Raw genomic sequence first — 18,473 nt, 5'->3', positions numbered from 1 at the left:
ACGGAAGCCCTGCTAAGCGGAAGGCCTTTGCAATCCGTTCCACGGGGATATTATGAAGAACGTCCTTTTTGCTTCCGTATCGCTTTTCATCCTGGTCGCAGGCTCCGCTTCGGCCGACCAGCAGCAGTTCTCTGCCAAGCTCGCCGGCCAGGCGATCCTGCMCGCCAACACCATGGTTCCGGCACCGGCCGATGCCCCCGAATTCCTCAAGCATTCCGGCAAGTTTACGACGCCGGACCGTAAGCGCACCGAAGCGCTCGGCAAGGCTCCCGGCAAGGACGGCGCCCGCATCACCGATCTGAAGCTTCCCTTCGACGGTCAGCCGATCCAGGGTTTCTCGGGGGTCAAGACGATGGCCGACGGCACCTTCTGGACGCTCTCCGACAACGGCTTCGGCTCGAAGTCCAACTCGTCTGACTCCATGCTCTTCCTGCACCAGATGAAGTTCGACTGGGCCGGCAACAAGGCTGAAGTCGTCAAGAACCTCTTCCTTTCCGACCCCAACAAGATTGCTCCGTTCCCGATCGTGCTTGAAGGCACCGACACGCGTTATCTCACCGGCGCCGACTTTGACATCGAATCGATCCAGCCGGTTGTCGACGGCTTCTGGCTCGGCGACGAATTCGGTCCCTACATCCTGAAGTTCGACACGTCAGGCCGCCTCACCCACGTCATCCCGACGACGCTCGACGGCAAGCCGGTGCTTTCGCCCGACAATCCGCTTCTCTCGGTTCCGGCAAACCCGGCCGCCAAGATGCCGGTCTTCAATCTGAAGCGCTCCGGCGGCTTCGAGGGCCTCGCCATGTCCAAGGACGGCGCCAAGCTCTACGGCCTGCTCGAAGGCGCGATCTACAAGGATGACGGCACGGTGGAAACCATCGACGGCCACACCGCCATCCGCGTCATCGAGTTCGATGTCGCTTCCAAGAAGTGGACCGGCCGCAGCTGGCTCTATCCGTTCGAGGACAAGGGCGTGTCGATCGGCGACTTCAACATGCTCGACGACACCACCGCTCTCGTCATCGAGCGCGACAACGGCGCCGGCACGACGGACAAGGCCTGCGCCGACCCGAAGCAGCCGAAGCCGGATTGCTTCGAAGCTCCGGCCGTGCTGAAGCGCGTCTACAAGATCGAGTTCAACGACGCCAATGTCGGCAAGGCGGTCCGCAAGATCGGCTATATCGACCTCCTGAACATTCAGGATCCCGACAACAAGAAGAAGGCCGGCAGTAAGGACGGCGTCTACGATATGCCGTTCGTGACGATCGAAAACGTCGACCGCGTCGACGCCACGCACATCATCATCGGCAACGACAACAACCTGCCCTTCTCTGCCGGCCGCGCCGTCGACAAGGCCGACAATAACGAGTTCAGCCTGCTCGAAGTCGGCGAGTTCCTGAACGCGAAGTAATTCGGAATTCTGGTGTGAAATGCAGAGGGCGGCGCGAAGGCGCCGCTCTTTGTTTTCGGCTGTTTAGAGCATTTCCGTTTTCTTCGAATCACGGAAGTGCTCTATCTCTTTGCTTTCACGCAATTCCGGGCGCAAAACCGCTGCGCACTTTTGCTGAAATTGCTCTAGGTTGCAGTCTAACGACGTGCCGTGGCGCAGACCTATTCGAACCGAAACGCCAACCGCTTGTTCGTGAGCTTCGACAGCTGCTGCAGGCGGCCGTCCAGGCGTTCGCCGGCGAAGTCGCGATATTCGGGAGGCACGACGAATTCGAGGTCGAGGTCCGGGCTCGACGATTTGCGGAAGGTCAGGTTCTTGACGATGCCGGGCATCGAGGCCGAGAAGAGGTAGACGACGCGCAGCATGCCGCCGAGCAGCTTGGCGCGCTCGATGAGCTGCGGCGTGGCAATCTGCGCCAGCGGACCGGTGGCGCCGTCGTCATGCAGGCCTTCGAATCGGTAATAGTTGGAAAGCGCGATAAAGGCGCGGCCGGGATGACTGATGCCGACGAAGGAAGAGTGGGCGATGACGTTCAGCGCCTGCAGGCCGCGATAGTCAGGATGGGCGCGCCAGCTGATATCGGCAAGCAGACAGGCGGCCTGGCGGTAGCGGCTTTCCTCTTCGGTTTCCTGGATGCCGAAGAGGGGCATCATGCGGCCGGTCCACTCCGCCAGCTCGCGGGCATGCTCCGGCGAACGGGCACGCAGGATCGCCAGTTCTCCGGCGGCAGCAAGCAGCGGATCGGCGCGTCGCTCGGCCTCCGACAACAGCGAATAGAGATATCCTTCGCGCACACCCTGCGCCGAGAAGGAAATCAGCGACGGCTTCATCGCACTCAGCACTTCCTTCATGGCGACGGCGCCGAAGGGCAGCAGCGAACGGCGGTGCTTGGAAACGGCCTGCAGTGCCGGCTCCCTGGAGTCGCGCGCGGTCACCACCTGGTCGAGGAACTGCATCATTCCTTCGAACGACACCTCATAACCCTGCATCATGTGCAGCGGATAATGGGTGATTTCCATGTGCAGCTTGGCGATGTTTCGCCAGGTGCCGCCGACAGCGTAGAAGGTACGCCCCTCGCCTTTCGACAGCAGCTTTGCCGTCTTCAACTGCTTGCGGGCAAAGGTCTGGGCCTTGGAGAGCGACCCGCCGGCATATTCCGACAGGCGCAGGCCGCCGAGCGGCAACGTGATGCCCTTGCCGAACTCCTTACCCTTGATATCGATCAGTTCCAGCGAGCCGCCGCCGAGATCGCCGGCAATGCCGTCAGGATTGTAGAAACCGCTGATGATGCCGAGCGAGGCGAATTTCGCCTCCTCCTCACCGGAGAGCACGCGGACCTTGCGGTTAAGGATGGTTTCCGCCTGATGGATGAAATCAGGACCGTTGCTCGCCTCGCGCGCAGCCGCCGTCGCCAGCACATACATGGTGGCAGCCCGGGCCTGGTCTGACAGAGCCTTGAAACGGTGCAGCGCCGCCAGGGCCCGGCTGACGCTCTCTTCATCCATCTTGCCGGTAAGGGCTACGCCTTTGCCGAGGCCGCAGAGGACCTTTTCGTTGAAGAGGACGGTTGGCGAACGGGACATGCCTTCGTAGACGACAAGACGAATCGAATTCGATCCAATATCGACGACGGAGACCGGGGCGATCCCCGGAAGGCGCCCCTGGGCTTCAGATTCAACCATTTAGGTCCAGTTTTACTTGTTGTTGCGGCCTTCGAGCAAGCCGGCGATCAGCTTCGGCGCACTGGACTTCAGAGCTTCACCACGGCCCGACAGGCTCGGATTGGTCATGAAATACTGCTGCGCATTGAACGGTTCTTCGCCCCTGCGCACTTCCATGCGTCGCGACGTACCGTCGGGCAATATCTCGTAGCTTTGTTGATTGTCAATCACGTTGCCGAGCATAATCTGTGACAAGACCTGCTCGTGAACGGTGGGATTCGTCAGCGGAACCATGGTTTCGACGCGACGATCGAGGTTTCTCGGCATCATGTCGGCCGAGCCGATGTAAACCAGCGCCTTGTCGGACGGCAGGCCGTGGCCGTTGCCGAAGCAGAAGATGCGGCTGTGCTCGAGGAAGCGGCCGACGATCGACTTGACGCGGATCTTTTCCGAAAGGCCGGGCACCTGCGGACGCAGGCAGCAGATGCCGCGCACGACGAGATCGATTTCGACGCCGGCATGGCTGGCGCGATAGAGCGCGTCGATGATGTCCGGGTCGACAAGCGAATTCATCTTCATCCAGATCGCGGCCGGCGCACCGTTCCTGGCATGCTGAATCTCTTCTTCGATGTGACGCAGGATGCGCGGACGCATCGTATAGGGGGAGATCGCGAGCTGCATGCCCTGTTCCGGCTCGCCATAGCCGGTGATGAAATTGAAGATGTTCGCCATGTCGTGGGCGATGACGGGATTGCAGGTGAAATAAGACAGGTCCGTATAAATCTTCGCGGTGATGGGGTGGTAGTTGCCCGTTCCGAGGTGGCAATAGGTTCGCAGCTTGCCTTCCTCGCGCCGAACGACCATCGACATCTTGGCGTGGGTCTTGAGCTCGATGAAGCCGAAGACGACCTGGACGCCGGCGCGCTCGAGATCGCGCGCCCAGCGAATGTTCGCCTCTTCGTCGAAGCGGGCCTTGAGCTCGACCAGCGCCGTGACCGACTTGCCGGCTTCGGCGGCGTCGATCAGCGCGCGGACGATCGGGCTGTCATTGGAGGTGCGGTAAAGCGTCTGCTTTATCGCCAGAACGTCAGGATCGCGCGCAGCCTGGAGAAGAAACTGGACCACCACGTCGAAAGATTCGTAGGGGTGATGGACGACCATGTCCTTTTCGCGGATGGCAGCGAAGCAGTCGCCGGCATGTTCACGGACGCGCTCGGGAAATCGCGCATTGTAGGGGGCAAACCTGAGATCCTCGCGCGGCGCCTTGGTGATCTCGGACAGGGTGTTCAACGCCAGAAGGCCCGGCAGAACGGCAACGCGATTATCAGGGATATTGAGCGCCTGAACGACGAACTGACGCAGCGAGGCCGGCATTTCCGAGTCGGTCTCGATGCGGATGACCTTACCGCGACGGCGGCGCTTCAGCGCCGTTTCGAAGAAGCGGACGAGATCCTCGGCCTCTTCCTCGACTTCGATATCGCTGTCGCGGATGACGCGGAACGTACCGGAGCCCTGCACCTCGTAACCCGGGTAGAGCCGATGGATGAAGATATTGGCGACATCTTCCAGCGTGATGTAGCGGATCGTGTTTCCATCATCCGGCAGGCGGACGAAGCGGTCGAGCGCCACCGGCAGGCGCAGCAGCGCCGTCATCGGCTCGCGGCCGTTCTTGCTGACAAGCTGCAAACCGATCGAGAAGCCGAGATTCGGAATGAAGGGGAACGGATGGGCAGGATCGATCGACAACGGCGTCAAAACAGGGAAGATCGCCTGTTCGAATTCGGCGGCCAGCCACTGGCGGTCGGCATCGCTCAAGGCGCCGGGGCGCACGATCAGGATGTCTTCCTTAGCGAGATATTGCTGCAGCACGGCGAGCGAGGCCTGCTGCTCCATCTGCAGGTGGTCGATCTCCTGCAGGATCGAGTCGAGCTGCTCGGCCGGCGTCTTGCCGTCGGGGCTGCGGATGGCGATGTTTTGGCGCACCTGGCCCTCGAGGCCGGCGACGCGCACCATGAAGAATTCATCGAGGTTGGCGGCCGAGATCGACAGGAAACGGACACGCTCGAGCAGCGGATGCTCGGTGTTCAACGTTTCTTCCAGGAYACGGCGATTGAACTGCAGCCAGGAGAATTCTCGGTTGATGAAGCGCTCGGGGCTCTTGAGCAGTTCTTCCAGCGGGGGCGTGTTGTCGTTGATTTCCGGAGTGAGTTCCTGATGTTCTGCGACTGCGCTATCCATTGTCCGCTTACCCCGTTTTCAATCGCCAAAGGCAATTATATCAGTTTGACGACGGAACTGTGACAGTCAATCGGCTGGTTCCGAATTTCCCAATTCATTCAATACTTCGGCAGCAAGAGACCGGGTGATTTTCGTGCCCCGCGACAGGGCCAGCCGGTCAATCCTTTCGACGATCGTCTGGGCCGCGTTCAGCGACCGCTCCATCCGGTTCACGATATAGAGCACGAGTTTGTCATCTATATAAAGCTGCCGGTCGGCGAAGAGCTTGACGATCACTTGCGACAACAGCGCCTCATCGGGTTCGCCGATCTCGACGACGGTTGCCGCTTTCAGGCGCGAGCGCAGATCGGGCAGCAAAACCGGCCACGACATCGGCCAGAGGCGGCTGGTCATCAACAGGTTGGTGCCGTTTTCGCGCACGCTGTTGATGACGTGGAAGAGCGCGTTGTCGTCGAAGCCGAGGCGGTCGGCGTCCTCGAACAACACCGGGCCGGCGGCGGCGGCAACCGCTGTATCCGAGCCAAGCTCGGGATGGATGTCGACGGCGCCGCTCAATTCCCGCCAGATGCGGGCGAGATGCGATTTTCCCGAGCCGACGGGGCCGGCGAGCACGACGACCGGCGATGGCCATGCCGGCCAAGCATCGACAATCGAAACGGCCGCGGCAAGACGCTCCGAGATCAGGAGATCGTCGCGACCGCTTGCGGGATCGTGCGAAAAGGCCAGCGGCAGCTGCTCTCCGGCCTTGCGCTTCGGATCAGCGTTCTTCACGTCATTCATTGGGAACAGATTTCGTCTTCCGGGCGCGGCCACTGGGCGACCCGCCAAAATAAAGATCGCTCTGAAGGTAGCGTGAAAGCGCGAAACGAACAAGGACGCCGACGGCGGCGGCAGCCGGCACGGCAACCAGAAGCCCGACGAAACCGAAGAGCGCGCCGAAGGCAAAAAGCGCAAACATCAGCCAGACTGGATGCAGGCCGACGCTGGAGCCGACGAGCTTCGGCTGCAGAATGTTGCCTTCCAGGAACTGACCGCTGAAGAAGACGACGAGCACCAGGCCGATCCAGGGATAATCGGGCCAGAATTGCACGAGCGCCACACCGATGGCGAGCACGAGACCGACCATCGAGCCGACATAGGGAATGAAGCTGATCATGCCGGCGAAGAGGCCGATCAGCAGCCCGAAATTCAGCCCGACAAGAGAAAGGCCGACGGCATAATAGATGCCGAGGATGAGGCAGAGCGAGCCCTGGCCGCGAATGAAACCGGCGATCGCCTGGTCGATCTCCTTGGCGATCTGGCGGACATCGGCGACATAATCGCGCGGGATCCACTGGTCGACCTTGGCAACCATACGGTCCCAATCGAGCAGGATATAGAAGGCGACGACGGGGGTGACCACGAGCAGCGATATGACGTCGACGATCGCCTTGCCGGAATTCCAGATCTGCGCGAAGAGCCCGGTGAGGAAGCCCATGCCCTCCGACAGGATGCCGGAGAGATTGTCCTTGATCGTGCCCATCTGGTTCTCGACCCAGTCCGGCAGCAGCGAATTCTGCGCCTGCGTGATGAACTGCTGTAATTGGCTGATATAGCCCGGCAGACGCTGAGCGAAATCGTTGAACTGGCTGATGAGCACCGGAATGAGGATCATCAGCGCCAGCGTAAAGACGATGACGAAGGCGACGAGAATGCCGATGGTCGCCATCATGCGGCTCAGACCCAGGCGTTCAAGCCGGTCAGCCACCGGATCGAGGAAATAGGCAATCGCCATGCCGGCGATGAAGGGCAGCAGGATCGAGCTGAAGACATAAAGGAAGACGATGAAGAAGACGAGCACTACCAGCCAGAAGAAAATCTGACGCTTGAGACTGTTGCCGCTGACATGCTGTGGCATCGCTTCCCCGCTGATCACTCGCCGCCGCCAAACGCCGCATCCGAACCGGAGCGGCCATTCAGCACATAGGATGCAGGCGCAAAGATGGTCAACCCTGTCGCGCCAAATCCCCGAAAGGCTCAGGGAAGACGCGGGAAATTGGGGGCTTTTGCTATGCAGCGCTTGCATAAAAGCCCCTGTCATGCAATTGCGACCGGCAGATGACGCGGCACGTTTGCCGCCTGAAATAGCCATCGGAGACCAGCATGAGCCAGTCTGGGAAAAACGGCCTGACATATAGCGATGCGGGCGTCGATATCGATGCCGGCAACCTCCTCGTCGAGAAGATCAAGCCGGCGGTGCGCTCGACCCGCCGTCCCGGCGCCGACGGCGAGATCGGCGGCTTCGGCGGGCTGTTCGACCTCAAGGCGGCGGGCTTTTCCGATCCGGTTCTCGTCGCTGCCAATGATGGTGTCGGCACCAAGCTGAAGATTGCGATCGACGCCGACTATCACGACACCGTCGGCATCGACCTCGTCGCCATGTGCGTCAACGATCTCGTGGTGCAGGGCGCCGAGCCGCTGTTCTTCCTCGATTATTTCGCGACCGGCAAGCTCGACCCCGACCAGGGCGCGGCCATCGTCGGCGGCATTGCCGCCGGCTGCCGCGAGGCGGGCTGCGCGCTGATCGGCGGCGAGACTGCCGAAATGCCCGGCATGTATTCCTCCGGCGATTACGATCTCGCGGGTTTTGCCGTCGGTGCTGCCGAGCGCGGCAAGCTCCTGCCATCAGGCGATATTGCCGAAGGTGACGTGATCCTCGGCCTTGCCTCCTCCGGCGTCCATTCCAACGGCTTTTCGCTGGTGCGCAAGATCGTGGAATTGTCCGGCCTCGACTGGAGCGCAGCCGCACCGTTTGCCGAAGGCCGGCTGCTCGGCGAAGCTCTGCTCGAGCCGACCCGTATCTATGTGAAGCCGCTTCTGAAGGCGATCCGCGAGACCGGCGCCATCAAGGCGCTGGCGCACATCACCGGCGGCGGCTTCCCGGAAAATATTCCGCGCGTCCTGCCGAAGCACCTGGCGGCCGAGATCGATCTTGCCGCCGTCAAGGTGCCGCCGGTGTTTTCATGGCTCGCCAAGACGGGCGGCGTCGAATCCAAGGAAATGCTGCGCACTTTCAACTGCGGCGTCGGCATGATCGCCGTCGTTGCCGGCGAGAATGTCGCGACGGTTTCCGCTGCACTCGAAGCCGAGGGCGAGACTGTTATCACGCTCGGCCGCATGATCGCCCGCGACGAGGGCGCTGCCGGCACGGTCTACAAGGGCACGCTTGCCATATGAGCTCGCCGCGCAAACGCGCCGTCGTCTTCATATCAGGCAGCGGCTCCAACATGATGGCGCTGGTTGCGGCGGCAAAGGCATCCGACTATCCGGCTGAGATCGTCGGCGTGATCTCCGACAAGAAGGATGCCGGCGGCCTTGCCAAGGCCGCCGCCGAAGGCATCGCCACCTTCGCCTTCCCCCGCAAGGACTATGCCAGCAAGGACGCGCATGAGGCGGCGATCTTTTCGGCGCTCGATGAGCTTTCACCCGATATTCTCTGCCTAGCAGGCTACATGCGGCTGCTGACGGCGACCTTCATCCAGCGCTACGAAGGCCGAATGCTCAACATCCACCCTTCCCTGCTGCCGCTGTTTCCGGGCCTGCACACGCATCAGCGCGCGCTCGACGCCGGCATGCGGATCGCCGGCTGCACCGTGCATTTCGTCACCGAAGGCATGGACGAGGGACCGGTGATCGGCCAGGCGGCCGTACCGGTTCTTTCCGGCGACACGGCCGAAAGCCTTGCTGCACGTGTGCTGACCATCGAACACCAGATCTATCCGCAAGCCTTGCGGCTTTTCGCCGAAGGCCGGGTGACGATGGAAGGCGGCAGGGCCATGAGCACAGAGGCCTCAACCACCGTACCCAGGGCTCAACTCATTTCGCTGATCGGCGACCGCTCTTAGGCCGCTTGTTTTACGCAATTCCCGGCAAAAGCGCTTCGCGCTTTGCCTGGGAAAACCGCTTCGCACTTTTGCTGGAATTGCTCTAAGCCGCCAAAGCCCGCAAAGGATGCAGCGTGCCATCGCTGTAGACGAAGCGGCCGGCGCGGAACGTGGCGCGGATGCGATTGATATCGCCCGGCTCGACCACGACAAGATCGGCGCGCTGGCCGATGGCGATCTCGCCGCGATCCGACAAGCCGGCTGAACGGGCGGCATTGCCGGTCGCCATGGCAACGGCTGCCGGCAGGCCACCTTCCACCATGTCGGCAAGCTTGAAGATGCCGGGCACGAAGGCAGCCGGATGATAATCGGCGGCGATGACGCTCAGCAGGCCGGCCCTTGCAGCATCGAGCGCGCTGAGATTGCCCGACATCGACTGGCCACGCAGTGCGTTCGGCGCGCCCATCAGCGTCCAGAGGCCACGACGGCGCGCCTCCTCCGCCGCAGGTGCGGTGACCGGAAACTCGCTGATGGTGACGCCGAGATCGTGCATTTCGGCGACTTTTTCGACGCTGTCATCGTCATGCGAGGCAAGCGACAGCTTATGCTTCAGCGACAGCGCGACGATCTCCTTCAGCTTGGCCTCGATGTCAGGATTGCTGCGCATGGCGATGCGCTTGGCAACGATCTCCGCCGCCATTTCCTCGGAGACGGCGCGACGCTCGGAGATGCTCAAGATGTAGCTTTGCAAGTTGTTGTATTGGCCCTGGCCCGGCGTGTGGTCGGTGAGCGAAACCATGTCGATCTGATCGGCATTCAGCAGGCGCTCGAGTGCCGGGGCTGCAGCGACATTGGTGATTTCRTAGCGGGCGTGGACGCGGTGGTCGATCAACAGATCGTCACGCAGGCGGTTGATGCCCTCGATCACCGCTGATGTCGTCTCCAGCGAGCGGACGTGGCTGTAGACGCTTTCGGTCGCGAAGGAGACGGCGGCAAACGCGGTCGTGACACCGGCGGCGGCAAGCTTCTTGTCCAGTTCGTGGATGCCGAAATCGATCGGCATCGTCGCGTTCGGCCGTGGGGCGATCTCGCGCTCGATCATGTCACCGTGGAGATCGACTAATCCGGGCATCAGCAGCCGCCCGCCGCCATCGATGGCAGCACCGGCGACCGGCTCCGGCCCGATCTCGGCGATGACCCCATCCTCAACACGCACGGAACCTTCCCTCACCACCTCGTTTGGGAGAACGAGGGTGAAATTGCTGAGCCACATGGGCTTTCTCCTGACCGCATCCGATGATTGACAAACCGCAGCGGATAGAACCGCTTCGTGACAGTCGTATGAAATTTCGCGCCTTATCATCTTAAAGCGGAAACTTGCGCTTTGGAAATGATCCGATGCGCTCGCCCCGCAGTTTCACCGGTCCCTCGATCCCGCGAAATGATCGCGATCAGGCCGTCAGCCTTGCCCTGTTCAACGCGGCCCATTGCAGAAGCACGATCGTTTTGACGTCGAAGATCTCGCCGGTTTCGATCATCGCCGCCGCCTCGTCGAGCGGGATTTCGAGGACCTCGATATCCTCGTGCTCCTCGTCCAGGCCGCCGCCTTCCGCCACGCGGTCGGCGATGTCGACGACGGCTGTGAAGAAGTGGACCACTTCGGTGACGGCACCCGGTGAGGTGTAGGATTTGAAGAGGAAGCGCGCATCGCGTAGGCGATAGCCGGTCTCCTCCATCGCCTCGCGACGGATCGCCGCTTCGGGATGGTCATCGTCGAGAAGGCCGGCCGGCACCTCGATTATCCAGCTGGGATCGCCGTTGAGATGAACGGCGAGGCGGAATTGGCGGACGAGAACGACGAGGTCGCGCCTGGGATCGTAAAGCAGGATGCAGGCGGCCGGCGTTCGGTGATAGACCTCCCGTTTCAACCGCTGGGTTGCGCCCTTGCTGTCGATATAGTCGAGCAGGTAGCTGCTCAACCGCGTCCACCCATTCGACAGCGTGTCTTCGCTGACGATCTTCACACGTGATTTCAGCTGCATCATGCTGCGTCCCTGCGAAGCCAGACCTTGTTGTCGTGTACGGCTGCCCCGCCATAGGGCGCGACAGGGTCGGCGCCGGTCAAGACGTTGATGCCCTCGCCGTCGACATGCGCCTTGTTCGGCCAGAGGCCTTCGGCGATCAGCACGCCGGATTTGACTTCGGTGGTGATGCGGGCGTGGAGGCGCAGATCGCCGCGGCTGTTGCCAATGCGGACGAGATCGCCATGGGCGATGCCGTTGGCTTCGGCGTCGGCCGGATTGACCATCACTTCAGGGCGGCCTTCCTTCTGGCGAGAGGTCTTGGTCTCGGAGAAACTCGAATTCAGGAAGTTGCGCGCCGGCGAGGTGGCAAGCCGGAAGGGATGCTCGGGATCGGCGACTTCGATGACATCGACCTGATCAGGGAAGGCCGGAAGCGCGGCATGCGGACCGAGCGCGCCGATAGAAGCCGGGGGCTTGTTGGGCGCCGGCTGATCGATCCAGTCCGGGCGGAAATGAAACTTGCCATCCGGATGGGCAAAGCCATTCAGATAATGCGCCTCCTCGAAAGCGGGCTGACGATCGAACCATTTGTGTTCGAGGAAATGGTCGTAATCCGGCAGGCCGCTCGATTCCAGGATGCGGTCGACCATCTCCCGGGCGGTGAAGCCGAAGCCGGAGCGATCGGCGACGCCGAGGCGTTTTGCCAGTTCCTCGATGACGAAGAGATTGGTGCGCACGGTTGACGGCGGCTCGACCAGCTTCGGCCCCAGCAGGATATGGTTCTGGCCGCCGGCCCGATAGATATCGTCATGTTCGACGAACATCGTTGCCGGGATGACGATATCGGCGATCTCGGCCGTTTCGGTCATGAACTGCTCGTGCACGGCAACGAAGAGGTCGTTGCGGGCAAAGCCGCGTCTGACGAGGCGCTGCTCGGGGGCGATGTTTGCAGGATTGGTGTTCTGGATCAGCATCGCCGTCACCGGGCCTCGATGGCGCAGCGCGACCGCATCGCCGATCAGCACGCGGCCGATCTGCGACTGGTCGAGCATGCGAATATCGGCATCCTTCATCGACCGGCCGGTCAGTTCGGCGCTGTTCATGCGGAAGATATCGCTGTTCGAATGGAAGGCGCCGCCGCCCTCATATTGCCAGGAGCCCAGCACGGTGGCGATCGAGGCGGCCGCATGCATGGCGACCGCGCCGTTGCGCTGGCGGGTGAAGCCATAGCCCAGGCGGAAAAAGGTCTTCTTCGTCGTGCCGACAAGGCTGGCGAAGGCTTCGATCTCCTCGACCGAAAGGCCGGTGATGGCAGCGGCCCATTGCGGCGTCTTGGTTTTCAGATGCGCTTCGAGGCCGGCGGGATCATCGGCATATCTCGCCATATAGTCACGGTCGGCATGGCCGTCTCGGAAGGCGATGTGCATGACGGCGCAGGCGAGTGCGGCGTCGGTGCCGGGCCTGACGATCAGCGCCATGTCGGCCTGCTTCATCGTCGGATTGTCGTAGATGTCGATGACGACGATCTTCGCACCGCGCTCCTTGCGCGACTTGATGGCGTGGGTCATCACGTTGACCTGCGTCGAGACCGCGTTGGTGCCCCAGATGACGACGCAATCGGTGCGGCCCATCTCGCGTGGATCGGGACCGCGCAGCGTGCCGGTCGCCATCGTGAAGCCGGTCCAGGCGGGGTTGGTGCAGATCGAGGAGAAGAAGCCGGAGTAACGCTTGGCATGACGCAGGCGATCGATGGAATCGCGCTGCACCCAGCCCATGGTACCAGCGTAGAAATAGGGCCAGATCGCCTCGCTGCCGTCCCTTGCCTCGGACTTCACAAAGGCTTCGGCGATCTCATCCAGCGCATCGTCCCAGGAAATCTGCTGCCACTGCCCTGCCCCCTTGGCACCGGCGCGGCGTAGAGGATGCATCAGACGGTCGGGATGGTAGAGCCGCTCGGCATAACGGGCGACCTTGGCGCAGATGACACCCGACGTGTAGGAATGGTCATTGGCGCCGCGCACACGGCCTATGCGGCCATCCTCTGATATATCGACCTCCAGCGCGCAGGTGGAGGGACAGTCATGCGGACAGGCGGTGTGGCCTACCCTATTCTCCGGCTTCGATGATTTGGCGTGGATGGGGGTCGCAATGTTCATGGCATTTGTATATTCCAAGGCTTGCACGGCCAAAAGCCACAAAAATTCCCCATGACGCGAATTCATACGGACATCAGCAAAAATGAACTACCGCCACATCTATCACGCGGGCAACTTTGCCGATGTGCTGAAACATGTCGTGCTGACGCGGCTGATCCGCTATATGCAAAAGAAGGATGGCGGCTTCCGCGTGCTCGACACGCATGCCGGCATCGGGCTCTACGACCTCTCCTCCGAAGAAGCACAGAAAACCGGCGAATGGCTCGATGGCATCGGCAAGCTGATGGAGGCAGAGCTCGGCCCTCAGGTTTCCGAACTGCTGGAGCCGTACCTCTCGGCAATCCGCGAACTCAATCCTGAGGGCGGCATCCGCTTCTATCCCGGCTCGCCGAAACTTGCGCGCATGCTGTTCCGCCCGCAGGACCGGCTGTCGGCGATGGAACTGCATCCCGAGGACTACGTCAGGCTGCACCGGCTGTTCGAGGGCGATCACCACGCCCGCATCACCGAGCTCGACGGCTGGCTGGCGCTCGGCGCACATCTGCCGCCGAAGGAGAAGCGCGGCATCGTGCTCGTCGATCCGCCCTTCGAGGAAGAGGACGAATATCGGCGGCTGGCCGAAGGACTGGAAAAAGCCTACCGCCGCTTTCCCGGCGGCACCTATTGCCTGTGGTACCCCCTGAAAAAGGGCGCACCGATCAAGGAATTCCACGAGGCGCTGCAGGCGCTCGACATCCCGAAAATGCTCTGCGCCGAACTCGCGGTTCGMAGCGACCGCGGCATTACCGGACTGACGGGCTCAGGCCTCGTCATCGTCAACCCGCCCTTCACGCTGAAGGACGAGTTGCACCAATTGCTGCCCGCATTGAAGGACCATCTGGCGCAAGACCGTTTTGCCTCGCACCGCGCCTTCTGGCTGCGCGGCGAGAACAAGGCGGTCAAGGACGATTGACCGGGTAGAGCGCCGCGCGCCCCATAGGACGAGCTAAGGACGCTCTAGCACTTTGAATTTGCGCATAATCCTTTCCGAAAATCGATTCCGATTTTCGGAGTTATGCGCTAGCTTCAGGGATAGTCCGCGCCGCAACTCCACAATCTCATCAGGTGTCCCATGAAGCTCCTTTGTTCGCCCGCCTCGCCCTATTCCAACAAGGTGCGGATGGCCGCGCATTTTCTGGCGCTGAAATTGAACGCCATCCGGGTCGACACCAATACCGGACCGGCGATCCTGCTGGACAACAATCCGCTCGGCAAGATCCCGACGCTGCTGACCGATGACGGAGTCTCGATATTCGACAGCGTGGCGATCATGCATTATTTCGACCGGCTGACGAAGGGCGGGCTCTACCCTTCCAAGAAGGGCAAGCGCACGGATGCGGAAATCCTCGAGGCGCTCTGCGACGGCATCTGCGACTGCCTGCTGGCGATCGTCTACGAGCGGCGCTTCCGCGACGAGGAAAAAATTCACCAGCCGTGGATCGACAGGCAATGGAAGAAGGCGACGAGCGGGCTCGCTCATCTCGGCGCCAATCCACCGAAGCTTGGCAAGAAGCTCAATGGCGGGCATTTCGCGCTGGCCGCGACGCTCGATTATCTCGAGCTGCGCTTCAAGGACCAGTGGGAAGCCGATCATGCGCCGCTCACCGACTGGCTGCGGCAGTTCGACAAGAAATTCCCTGCCCATAGCGAACTCAAGTCCCAAGGCTGAGCGCGCTCAAAGCCCAGGGCTCAACGGCGGGAAGAGCAAACAGACAGCAAAAAGCCGGGCGACGTGCCCGGCTTTTTCATGCTTGAACGGATGGTCCGGCTTAGAACTTGACGCCGATACCGAGCTTGACGCTGTTCTCGTCGTAACCGCGCGAGAAGCTGCCGGAGTCGAGGTCGTAGTCCTTGCTCTGGTAGTCGGTGTAGCGATATTCCAAGCGCGTCGTGATGTTGTTGGTCACGAAGGCTTCGACGCCGGCGCCGACCGTATAGCCGAAGTTCGTCTTGCTTTCGTCCGAGGTGTCGTCGGAAACCTTGACGTCGCCGATGGCAAGACCGGCCGTGCCGTAGAGCAGGAAGGGGTTCATGTCGTAGCCGACGCGGCCACGGACAGAGCCGTTCCAGCCATACTTGTTCTTGACGCCGCCTGAGGAGACGTCGTCGCCGCTGTAGCCGAGATCGGATTCAACGCCGTAAACGATCTGGCCCTGCTGCCAGTTGTAGCCGGTGAAGACCTGGCCGCCGAAACCGTAGGTGTGGCGGTCGGAACCGAAGTCACCCATGTTGTAGGTGCCGGCGCCGCCGAGATAAAAGCCTTCCCAGTTGCCTGCCGGCTTGACCGGAGCGTCCTGGGCGACCGRTGCTTCCGGAACCTGGTCGACGGCATCGGCCGCCTGAGCTGCCGAGACGCCCGCAATTGCAAAAACGGAGGCCATGAGGCCAGCAATGAGTACACGCATACTTAGTCTCCTTTCGGTCCCGCGCCGCTTTGTCAACTGTCTATCAGTGAAGCATTGGCGGGATATTGCCAGATGTCCCTTCCGGATCGAGACTGAAATTGGAACTCAAATGCGGATTTGAAAGAGCCAAATTGTGATATCATTGTGGCTGCCGCATGGCTGAAATTCGATGTTGCTTTGGCGCAACATACAATTCATTAACCATACTGAAGTGTTAAACTGAAAATACTTATTTTAAGAAATCGCATTCTTAAATAATACATAGAATATCCGGCTCTCGGACGCAACCGCAGCGGCCTATTTATATAATCTCCGTCGGCCCCTATATAGTCTGCAGACAGACTCGCGGGATCAGAAGGCAAGATTTTGAACCACAAAAGACTTCGCTCGGCCCTTATAACAGGGGCTGCTAAGAGAATAGGCCGGGCAATCGCCGAAGACCTTGCTGCAAATGGCTTTTCCGTTGCGATCCACGCGAACGGCTCCATCGGTGAGGCCGAAGAGCTGGTGGCGGAATTGCGGCGAAAGGGATATCGGGCGATCGCCCTACAGGCCGACCTCACCGATATCGGCGAAACGGGTGCCTTGGTCGCGAAGGCGTCGGAAGCGCTCGGGCCACTCGATCTGCTCGTCAATAATGCGTCGGTCTTCCAGCATGATTCCGCGCGCAGTTTCAATGCCGCCACCTGGGCTTTGCACTTCGACCTGCATGTCCGTGCGCCCTCTATTCTTGCGGCGGCCTTCGCGCAGCAGATGCCCGTTGAGGCGGCAGGGCTGATCGTCAATATCATCGACCAGCGGGTCTGGGCGCTGAGGCCCAGCTTCTATTCCTATACCCTCTCCAAATCCGCGCTGTGGACGGCGACACAGACGCTTGCACAGGCATTGGCGCCACGCATCCGCGTCAATGCCATCGGCCCCGGCCCCTCGATGCCGAGCGAGCGGCAGGCGATGGAGGACTTCCAAGCGCAGGTCTCAGCCCTTATCTTGCAGCGAGGGCCGGCGCTGGAGGAATTCGGACAAACGATTCGCTTCCTTTACGACACGCCCTCGATCACCGGCCAGATGATTGCCCTCGACGGCGGCCAGCACCTCGCCTGGCAGACGCCCGATGTGGCGGAGATTACGGAATGAACGGACGAAAGCTGCCGGATGGCGGCGTTCTCTACGACGAGACGGATGAGAGCGAAGACGATATCGAAGTGGAAGGCGACGTTTCCGCCGCCGCCCCGCTTGCGGCTGCGGTCGACTGGAATGCAGGCAGCCTCAATGAAACCGGGCTCTTCGGCGCGGAACTGATCGGCGAATTCGTCAAGCGGCTCCCCAACAGCCCCGGCGTCTACCGCATGTTCAACGCCGAGGGTGACGTGCTCTATGTCGGCAAGGCGCGCAGCCTGAAGAAGCGCGTCAACAATTACGCCGTCGGCCGCGTGCATTCCAACCGCATCGCCCAGATGGTGCGCCAGACGGCCAACATGGAATTCGTGACGACGCGCACGGAAACCGAAGCGCTGCTCCTGGAAGCGAATCTGATCAAGCGCTTGCGGCCGCGCTTTAACGTGCTTTTGCGCGACGACAAGTCGTTTCCCTATATCCTCATTACCGGCGACCACCGGGCGCCGGCGATCTTCAAGCATCGCGGTGCGAGAGCGCGAAAGGGCGACTATTTCGGACCATTCGCTTCGGCCGGCGCGGTCGGGCGCACGATCAACTCGCTGCAGCGCGCCTTCCTGATCCGCACTTGCACCGACAGCGTCTTCGAAACGCGCACGCGACCCTGCCTGCTCTACCAGATCAAGCGCTGTTCCGGGCCGTGCACCCATGAGGTCAGCGACGAGGGTTACGGCGAACTGGTCCAGGAGGCGAAGGACTTCCTGTCCGGCAAGAGCCAGAAGGTGAAGTCGCATATGGCCGAAGCCATGAACCAGGCGGCCGAGGACCTCGACTTCGAGCGGGCGGCGATCTATCGCGATCGGCTGGCCGCACTTTCGCACGTGCAGAGCCACCAGGGCATCAATCCGGCCGGTGTCGAGGAGGCTGACGTTTTCGCCATCCATCATGAGGGTGGCATCTCCTGCATCCAGGTGTTCTTCTTCCGCACCGGCCAGAACTGGGGCAACCGCGCCTATTTCCCGAAGGCCGATCCGCAGCTTTCGAGCGCCGAAGTGCTGAATTCCTTCCTCGCACAGTTCTACGACGACAAGCCCGTGCCGAAGCAGATCATGCTGTCGCAGACAGTCGAGGAGCTGGAGCTGCTTGCCGCAGCACTCAGCGAAAAGGCCGGCCACAAGGTCTCCATCCTGGTGCCGCAGCGCGGCGAGAAGCGGGATCTGGTCGACCATGTCGTCGGCAATGCACGCGAGGCGCATGGGCGAAAGCTTGCCGAGACGGCGTCGCAGTCGCGGCTGCTCGAAGGTTTCAAGGAAACGTTCGGGCTTGCCTATGCACCGCAGCGCATCGAGATCTACGACAACTCGCATATCATGGGCACCAATGCCGTCGGCGGCATGGTGGTCGCGGGGCCGGAAGGTTTCGTCAAGAACCAGTACCGCAAGTTCAACATCAAATCGACCGACATCACGCCCGGCGACGACTTCGGCATGATGAAGGAGGTGATGACGCGGCGTTTCTCGCGGC

General features: G+C 61.4%; 15 protein-coding genes. 7 read left to right on the top strand and 8 right to left on the bottom strand.

Annotated elements, in window-relative coordinates:
- The first annotated feature begins 52 nt into the window (after window positions 1-52).
- Window positions 53-1,411: an esterase-like activity of phytase family protein gene (locus tag AC1ECN_RS10305; protein WP_477952920.1), complete on the top strand. Its 1,359-nt coding sequence runs from the start codon at window positions 53-55 to the stop codon at window positions 1,409-1,411.
- A 200-nt stretch (window positions 1,412-1,611) separates the two neighbouring features.
- Here AC1ECN_RS10305 and ppx read toward each other — a convergent pair whose 3' ends face one another.
- The 4 genes from ppx to AC1ECN_RS10285 all read right to left on the bottom strand — a co-directional run bounded on the left by ppx (window position 1,612) and on the right by AC1ECN_RS10285 (window position 7,246).
- A complete protein-coding gene (gene ppx, locus AC1ECN_RS10300; RefSeq protein ID WP_130672335.1) occupies window positions 1,612-3,132 on the bottom strand; it encodes an exopolyphosphatase in 1,521 nt (506 codons plus the stop codon).
- A 12-nt stretch (window positions 3,133-3,144) separates the two neighbouring features.
- The gene (locus tag AC1ECN_RS10295) at window positions 3,145-5,349 is read right to left on the bottom strand and encodes an RNA degradosome polyphosphate kinase (RefSeq protein ID WP_477952918.1); all 2,205 of its coding nucleotides are present in this window, start codon (window positions 5,347-5,349) and stop codon (window positions 3,145-3,147) included.
- Window positions 5,350-5,415: 66 nt separating this feature from the next.
- A complete protein-coding gene (gene hdaA / locus AC1ECN_RS10290) occupies window positions 5,416-6,129 on the bottom strand; it encodes a DnaA regulatory inactivator HdaA (protein WP_477952916.1) in 714 nt (237 codons plus the stop codon).
- On the bottom strand, window positions 6,122-7,246 hold the full coding sequence (locus AC1ECN_RS10285; RefSeq protein WP_130672333.1) for an AI-2E family transporter: 1,125 nt from the start codon (window positions 7,244-7,246) through the stop codon (window positions 6,122-6,124). Before AC1ECN_RS10285 ends, hdaA begins: the two co-directional genes overlap by 8 nt.
- A 245-nt stretch (window positions 7,247-7,491) precedes the next feature.
- Here AC1ECN_RS10285 and purM point away from each other — a divergent pair, with 245 nt between their 5' ends.
- Together purM and purN are read left to right on the top strand one after the other, a co-directional pair.
- The gene (gene purM, locus AC1ECN_RS10280) at window positions 7,492-8,565 is read left to right on the top strand and encodes a phosphoribosylformylglycinamidine cyclo-ligase (protein ID WP_130672332.1); all 1,074 of its coding nucleotides are present in this window, start codon (window positions 7,492-7,494) and stop codon (window positions 8,563-8,565) included.
- The gene (purN, locus tag AC1ECN_RS10275) at window positions 8,562-9,233 is read left to right on the top strand and encodes a phosphoribosylglycinamide formyltransferase (protein ID WP_130672331.1); all 672 of its coding nucleotides are present in this window, start codon (window positions 8,562-8,564) and stop codon (window positions 9,231-9,233) included. The genes purM and purN overlap by 4 nt, the downstream gene beginning before the upstream one ends.
- Window positions 9,234-9,315: 82 nt before the next feature.
- On the opposite strand, the gene AC1ECN_RS10270 is transcribed toward purN, so the two are convergent.
- The 3 genes from AC1ECN_RS10270 to AC1ECN_RS10260 form a co-directional block, all read right to left on the bottom strand.
- Window positions 9,316-10,485: an alpha-D-ribose 1-methylphosphonate 5-triphosphate diphosphatase gene (locus tag AC1ECN_RS10270; protein WP_477952914.1), complete on the bottom strand. Its 1,170-nt coding sequence runs from the start codon at window positions 10,483-10,485 to the stop codon at window positions 9,316-9,318.
- 178 nt (window positions 10,486-10,663) lie between these two features.
- Window positions 10,664-11,257: an NUDIX domain-containing protein gene (locus AC1ECN_RS10265; RefSeq protein WP_130672329.1), complete on the bottom strand. Its 594-nt coding sequence runs from the start codon at window positions 11,255-11,257 to the stop codon at window positions 10,664-10,666.
- Window positions 11,254-13,458 carry a molybdopterin-containing oxidoreductase family protein gene (locus tag AC1ECN_RS10260; RefSeq protein WP_130672328.1) on the bottom strand — a complete coding sequence of 735 codons (2,205 nt, stop codon included), beginning with the start codon at window positions 13,456-13,458 and terminating at the stop codon, window positions 11,254-11,256. Before AC1ECN_RS10260 ends, AC1ECN_RS10265 begins: the two co-directional genes overlap by 4 nt.
- 16 nt (window positions 13,459-13,474) lie before the next feature.
- Between AC1ECN_RS10260 and AC1ECN_RS10255 the strand changes: the two genes are divergently transcribed.
- Window positions 13,475-14,344 (top strand): 23S rRNA (adenine(2030)-N(6))-methyltransferase RlmJ, encoded by an 870-nt coding sequence (locus AC1ECN_RS10255; RefSeq protein WP_130672327.1) that lies wholly within the window; start codon window positions 13,475-13,477, stop codon window positions 14,342-14,344.
- Between the two features lie 159 nt (window positions 14,345-14,503).
- A complete protein-coding gene (locus AC1ECN_RS10250) occupies window positions 14,504-15,100 on the top strand; it encodes a glutathione S-transferase (RefSeq protein ID WP_018070533.1) in 597 nt (198 codons plus the stop codon).
- A 100-nt stretch (window positions 15,101-15,200) separates the two neighbouring features.
- Here the strand turns inward: AC1ECN_RS10250 and AC1ECN_RS10245 are convergent, their stop codons facing one another.
- Window positions 15,201-15,836, bottom strand: coding sequence for an outer membrane protein (locus AC1ECN_RS10245; protein WP_477952911.1), 636 nt, complete (start codon window positions 15,834-15,836; stop codon window positions 15,201-15,203).
- 366 nt (window positions 15,837-16,202) lie between these two features.
- Here AC1ECN_RS10245 and AC1ECN_RS10240 point away from each other — a divergent pair, with 366 nt between their 5' ends.
- Together AC1ECN_RS10240 and uvrC are read left to right on the top strand one after the other, a co-directional pair.
- A complete protein-coding gene (locus AC1ECN_RS10240; RefSeq protein WP_018070535.1) occupies window positions 16,203-16,970 on the top strand; it encodes an SDR family oxidoreductase in 768 nt (255 codons plus the stop codon).
- Window positions 16,967-18,473 (top strand): excinuclease ABC subunit UvrC (gene uvrC / locus AC1ECN_RS10235; protein ID WP_477952909.1); only part of this gene is annotated, 1,507 nt, incomplete at its 3' end. The genes AC1ECN_RS10240 and uvrC, both read left to right, overlap by 4 nt.

It is taken from the genome of Rhizobium sp. 01N447_2 (assembly GCF_056399245.1).
Note: the sequence above shows the minus strand (reverse complement) of the source record. Positions and strands in the feature narration are given on the sequence as shown.

What these genes read in the sequence shown, in the direction of transcription:
- ppx (WP_130672335.1), bottom strand. Translation starts at nt 3,132, where the DNA reads ATGGTTGAATCTGAAGCCCAGGGGCGCCTTCCGGGGATCGCCCCGGTC.
- hdaA (WP_477952916.1), bottom strand. Translation starts at nt 6,129, where the DNA reads ATGAATGACGTGAAGAACGCTGATCCGAAGCGCAAGGCCGGAGAGCAG.
- AC1ECN_RS10285 (WP_130672333.1), bottom strand. Translation starts at nt 7,246, where the DNA reads ATGCCACAGCATGTCAGCGGCAACAGTCTCAAGCGTCAGATTTTCTTC.
- purM (WP_130672332.1), top strand. Translation starts at nt 7,492, where the DNA reads ATGAGCCAGTCTGGGAAAAACGGCCTGACATATAGCGATGCGGGCGTC.
- purN (WP_130672331.1), top strand. Translation starts at nt 8,562, where the DNA reads ATGAGCTCGCCGCGCAAACGCGCCGTCGTCTTCATATCAGGCAGCGGC.
- AC1ECN_RS10265 (WP_130672329.1), bottom strand. Translation starts at nt 11,257, where the DNA reads ATGATGCAGCTGAAATCACGTGTGAAGATCGTCAGCGAAGACACGCTG.
- AC1ECN_RS10260 (WP_130672328.1), bottom strand. Translation starts at nt 13,458, where the DNA reads ATGAATTCGCGTCATGGGGAATTTTTGTGGCTTTTGGCCGTGCAAGCC.
- AC1ECN_RS10250 (WP_018070533.1), top strand. Translation starts at nt 14,504, where the DNA reads ATGAAGCTCCTTTGTTCGCCCGCCTCGCCCTATTCCAACAAGGTGCGG.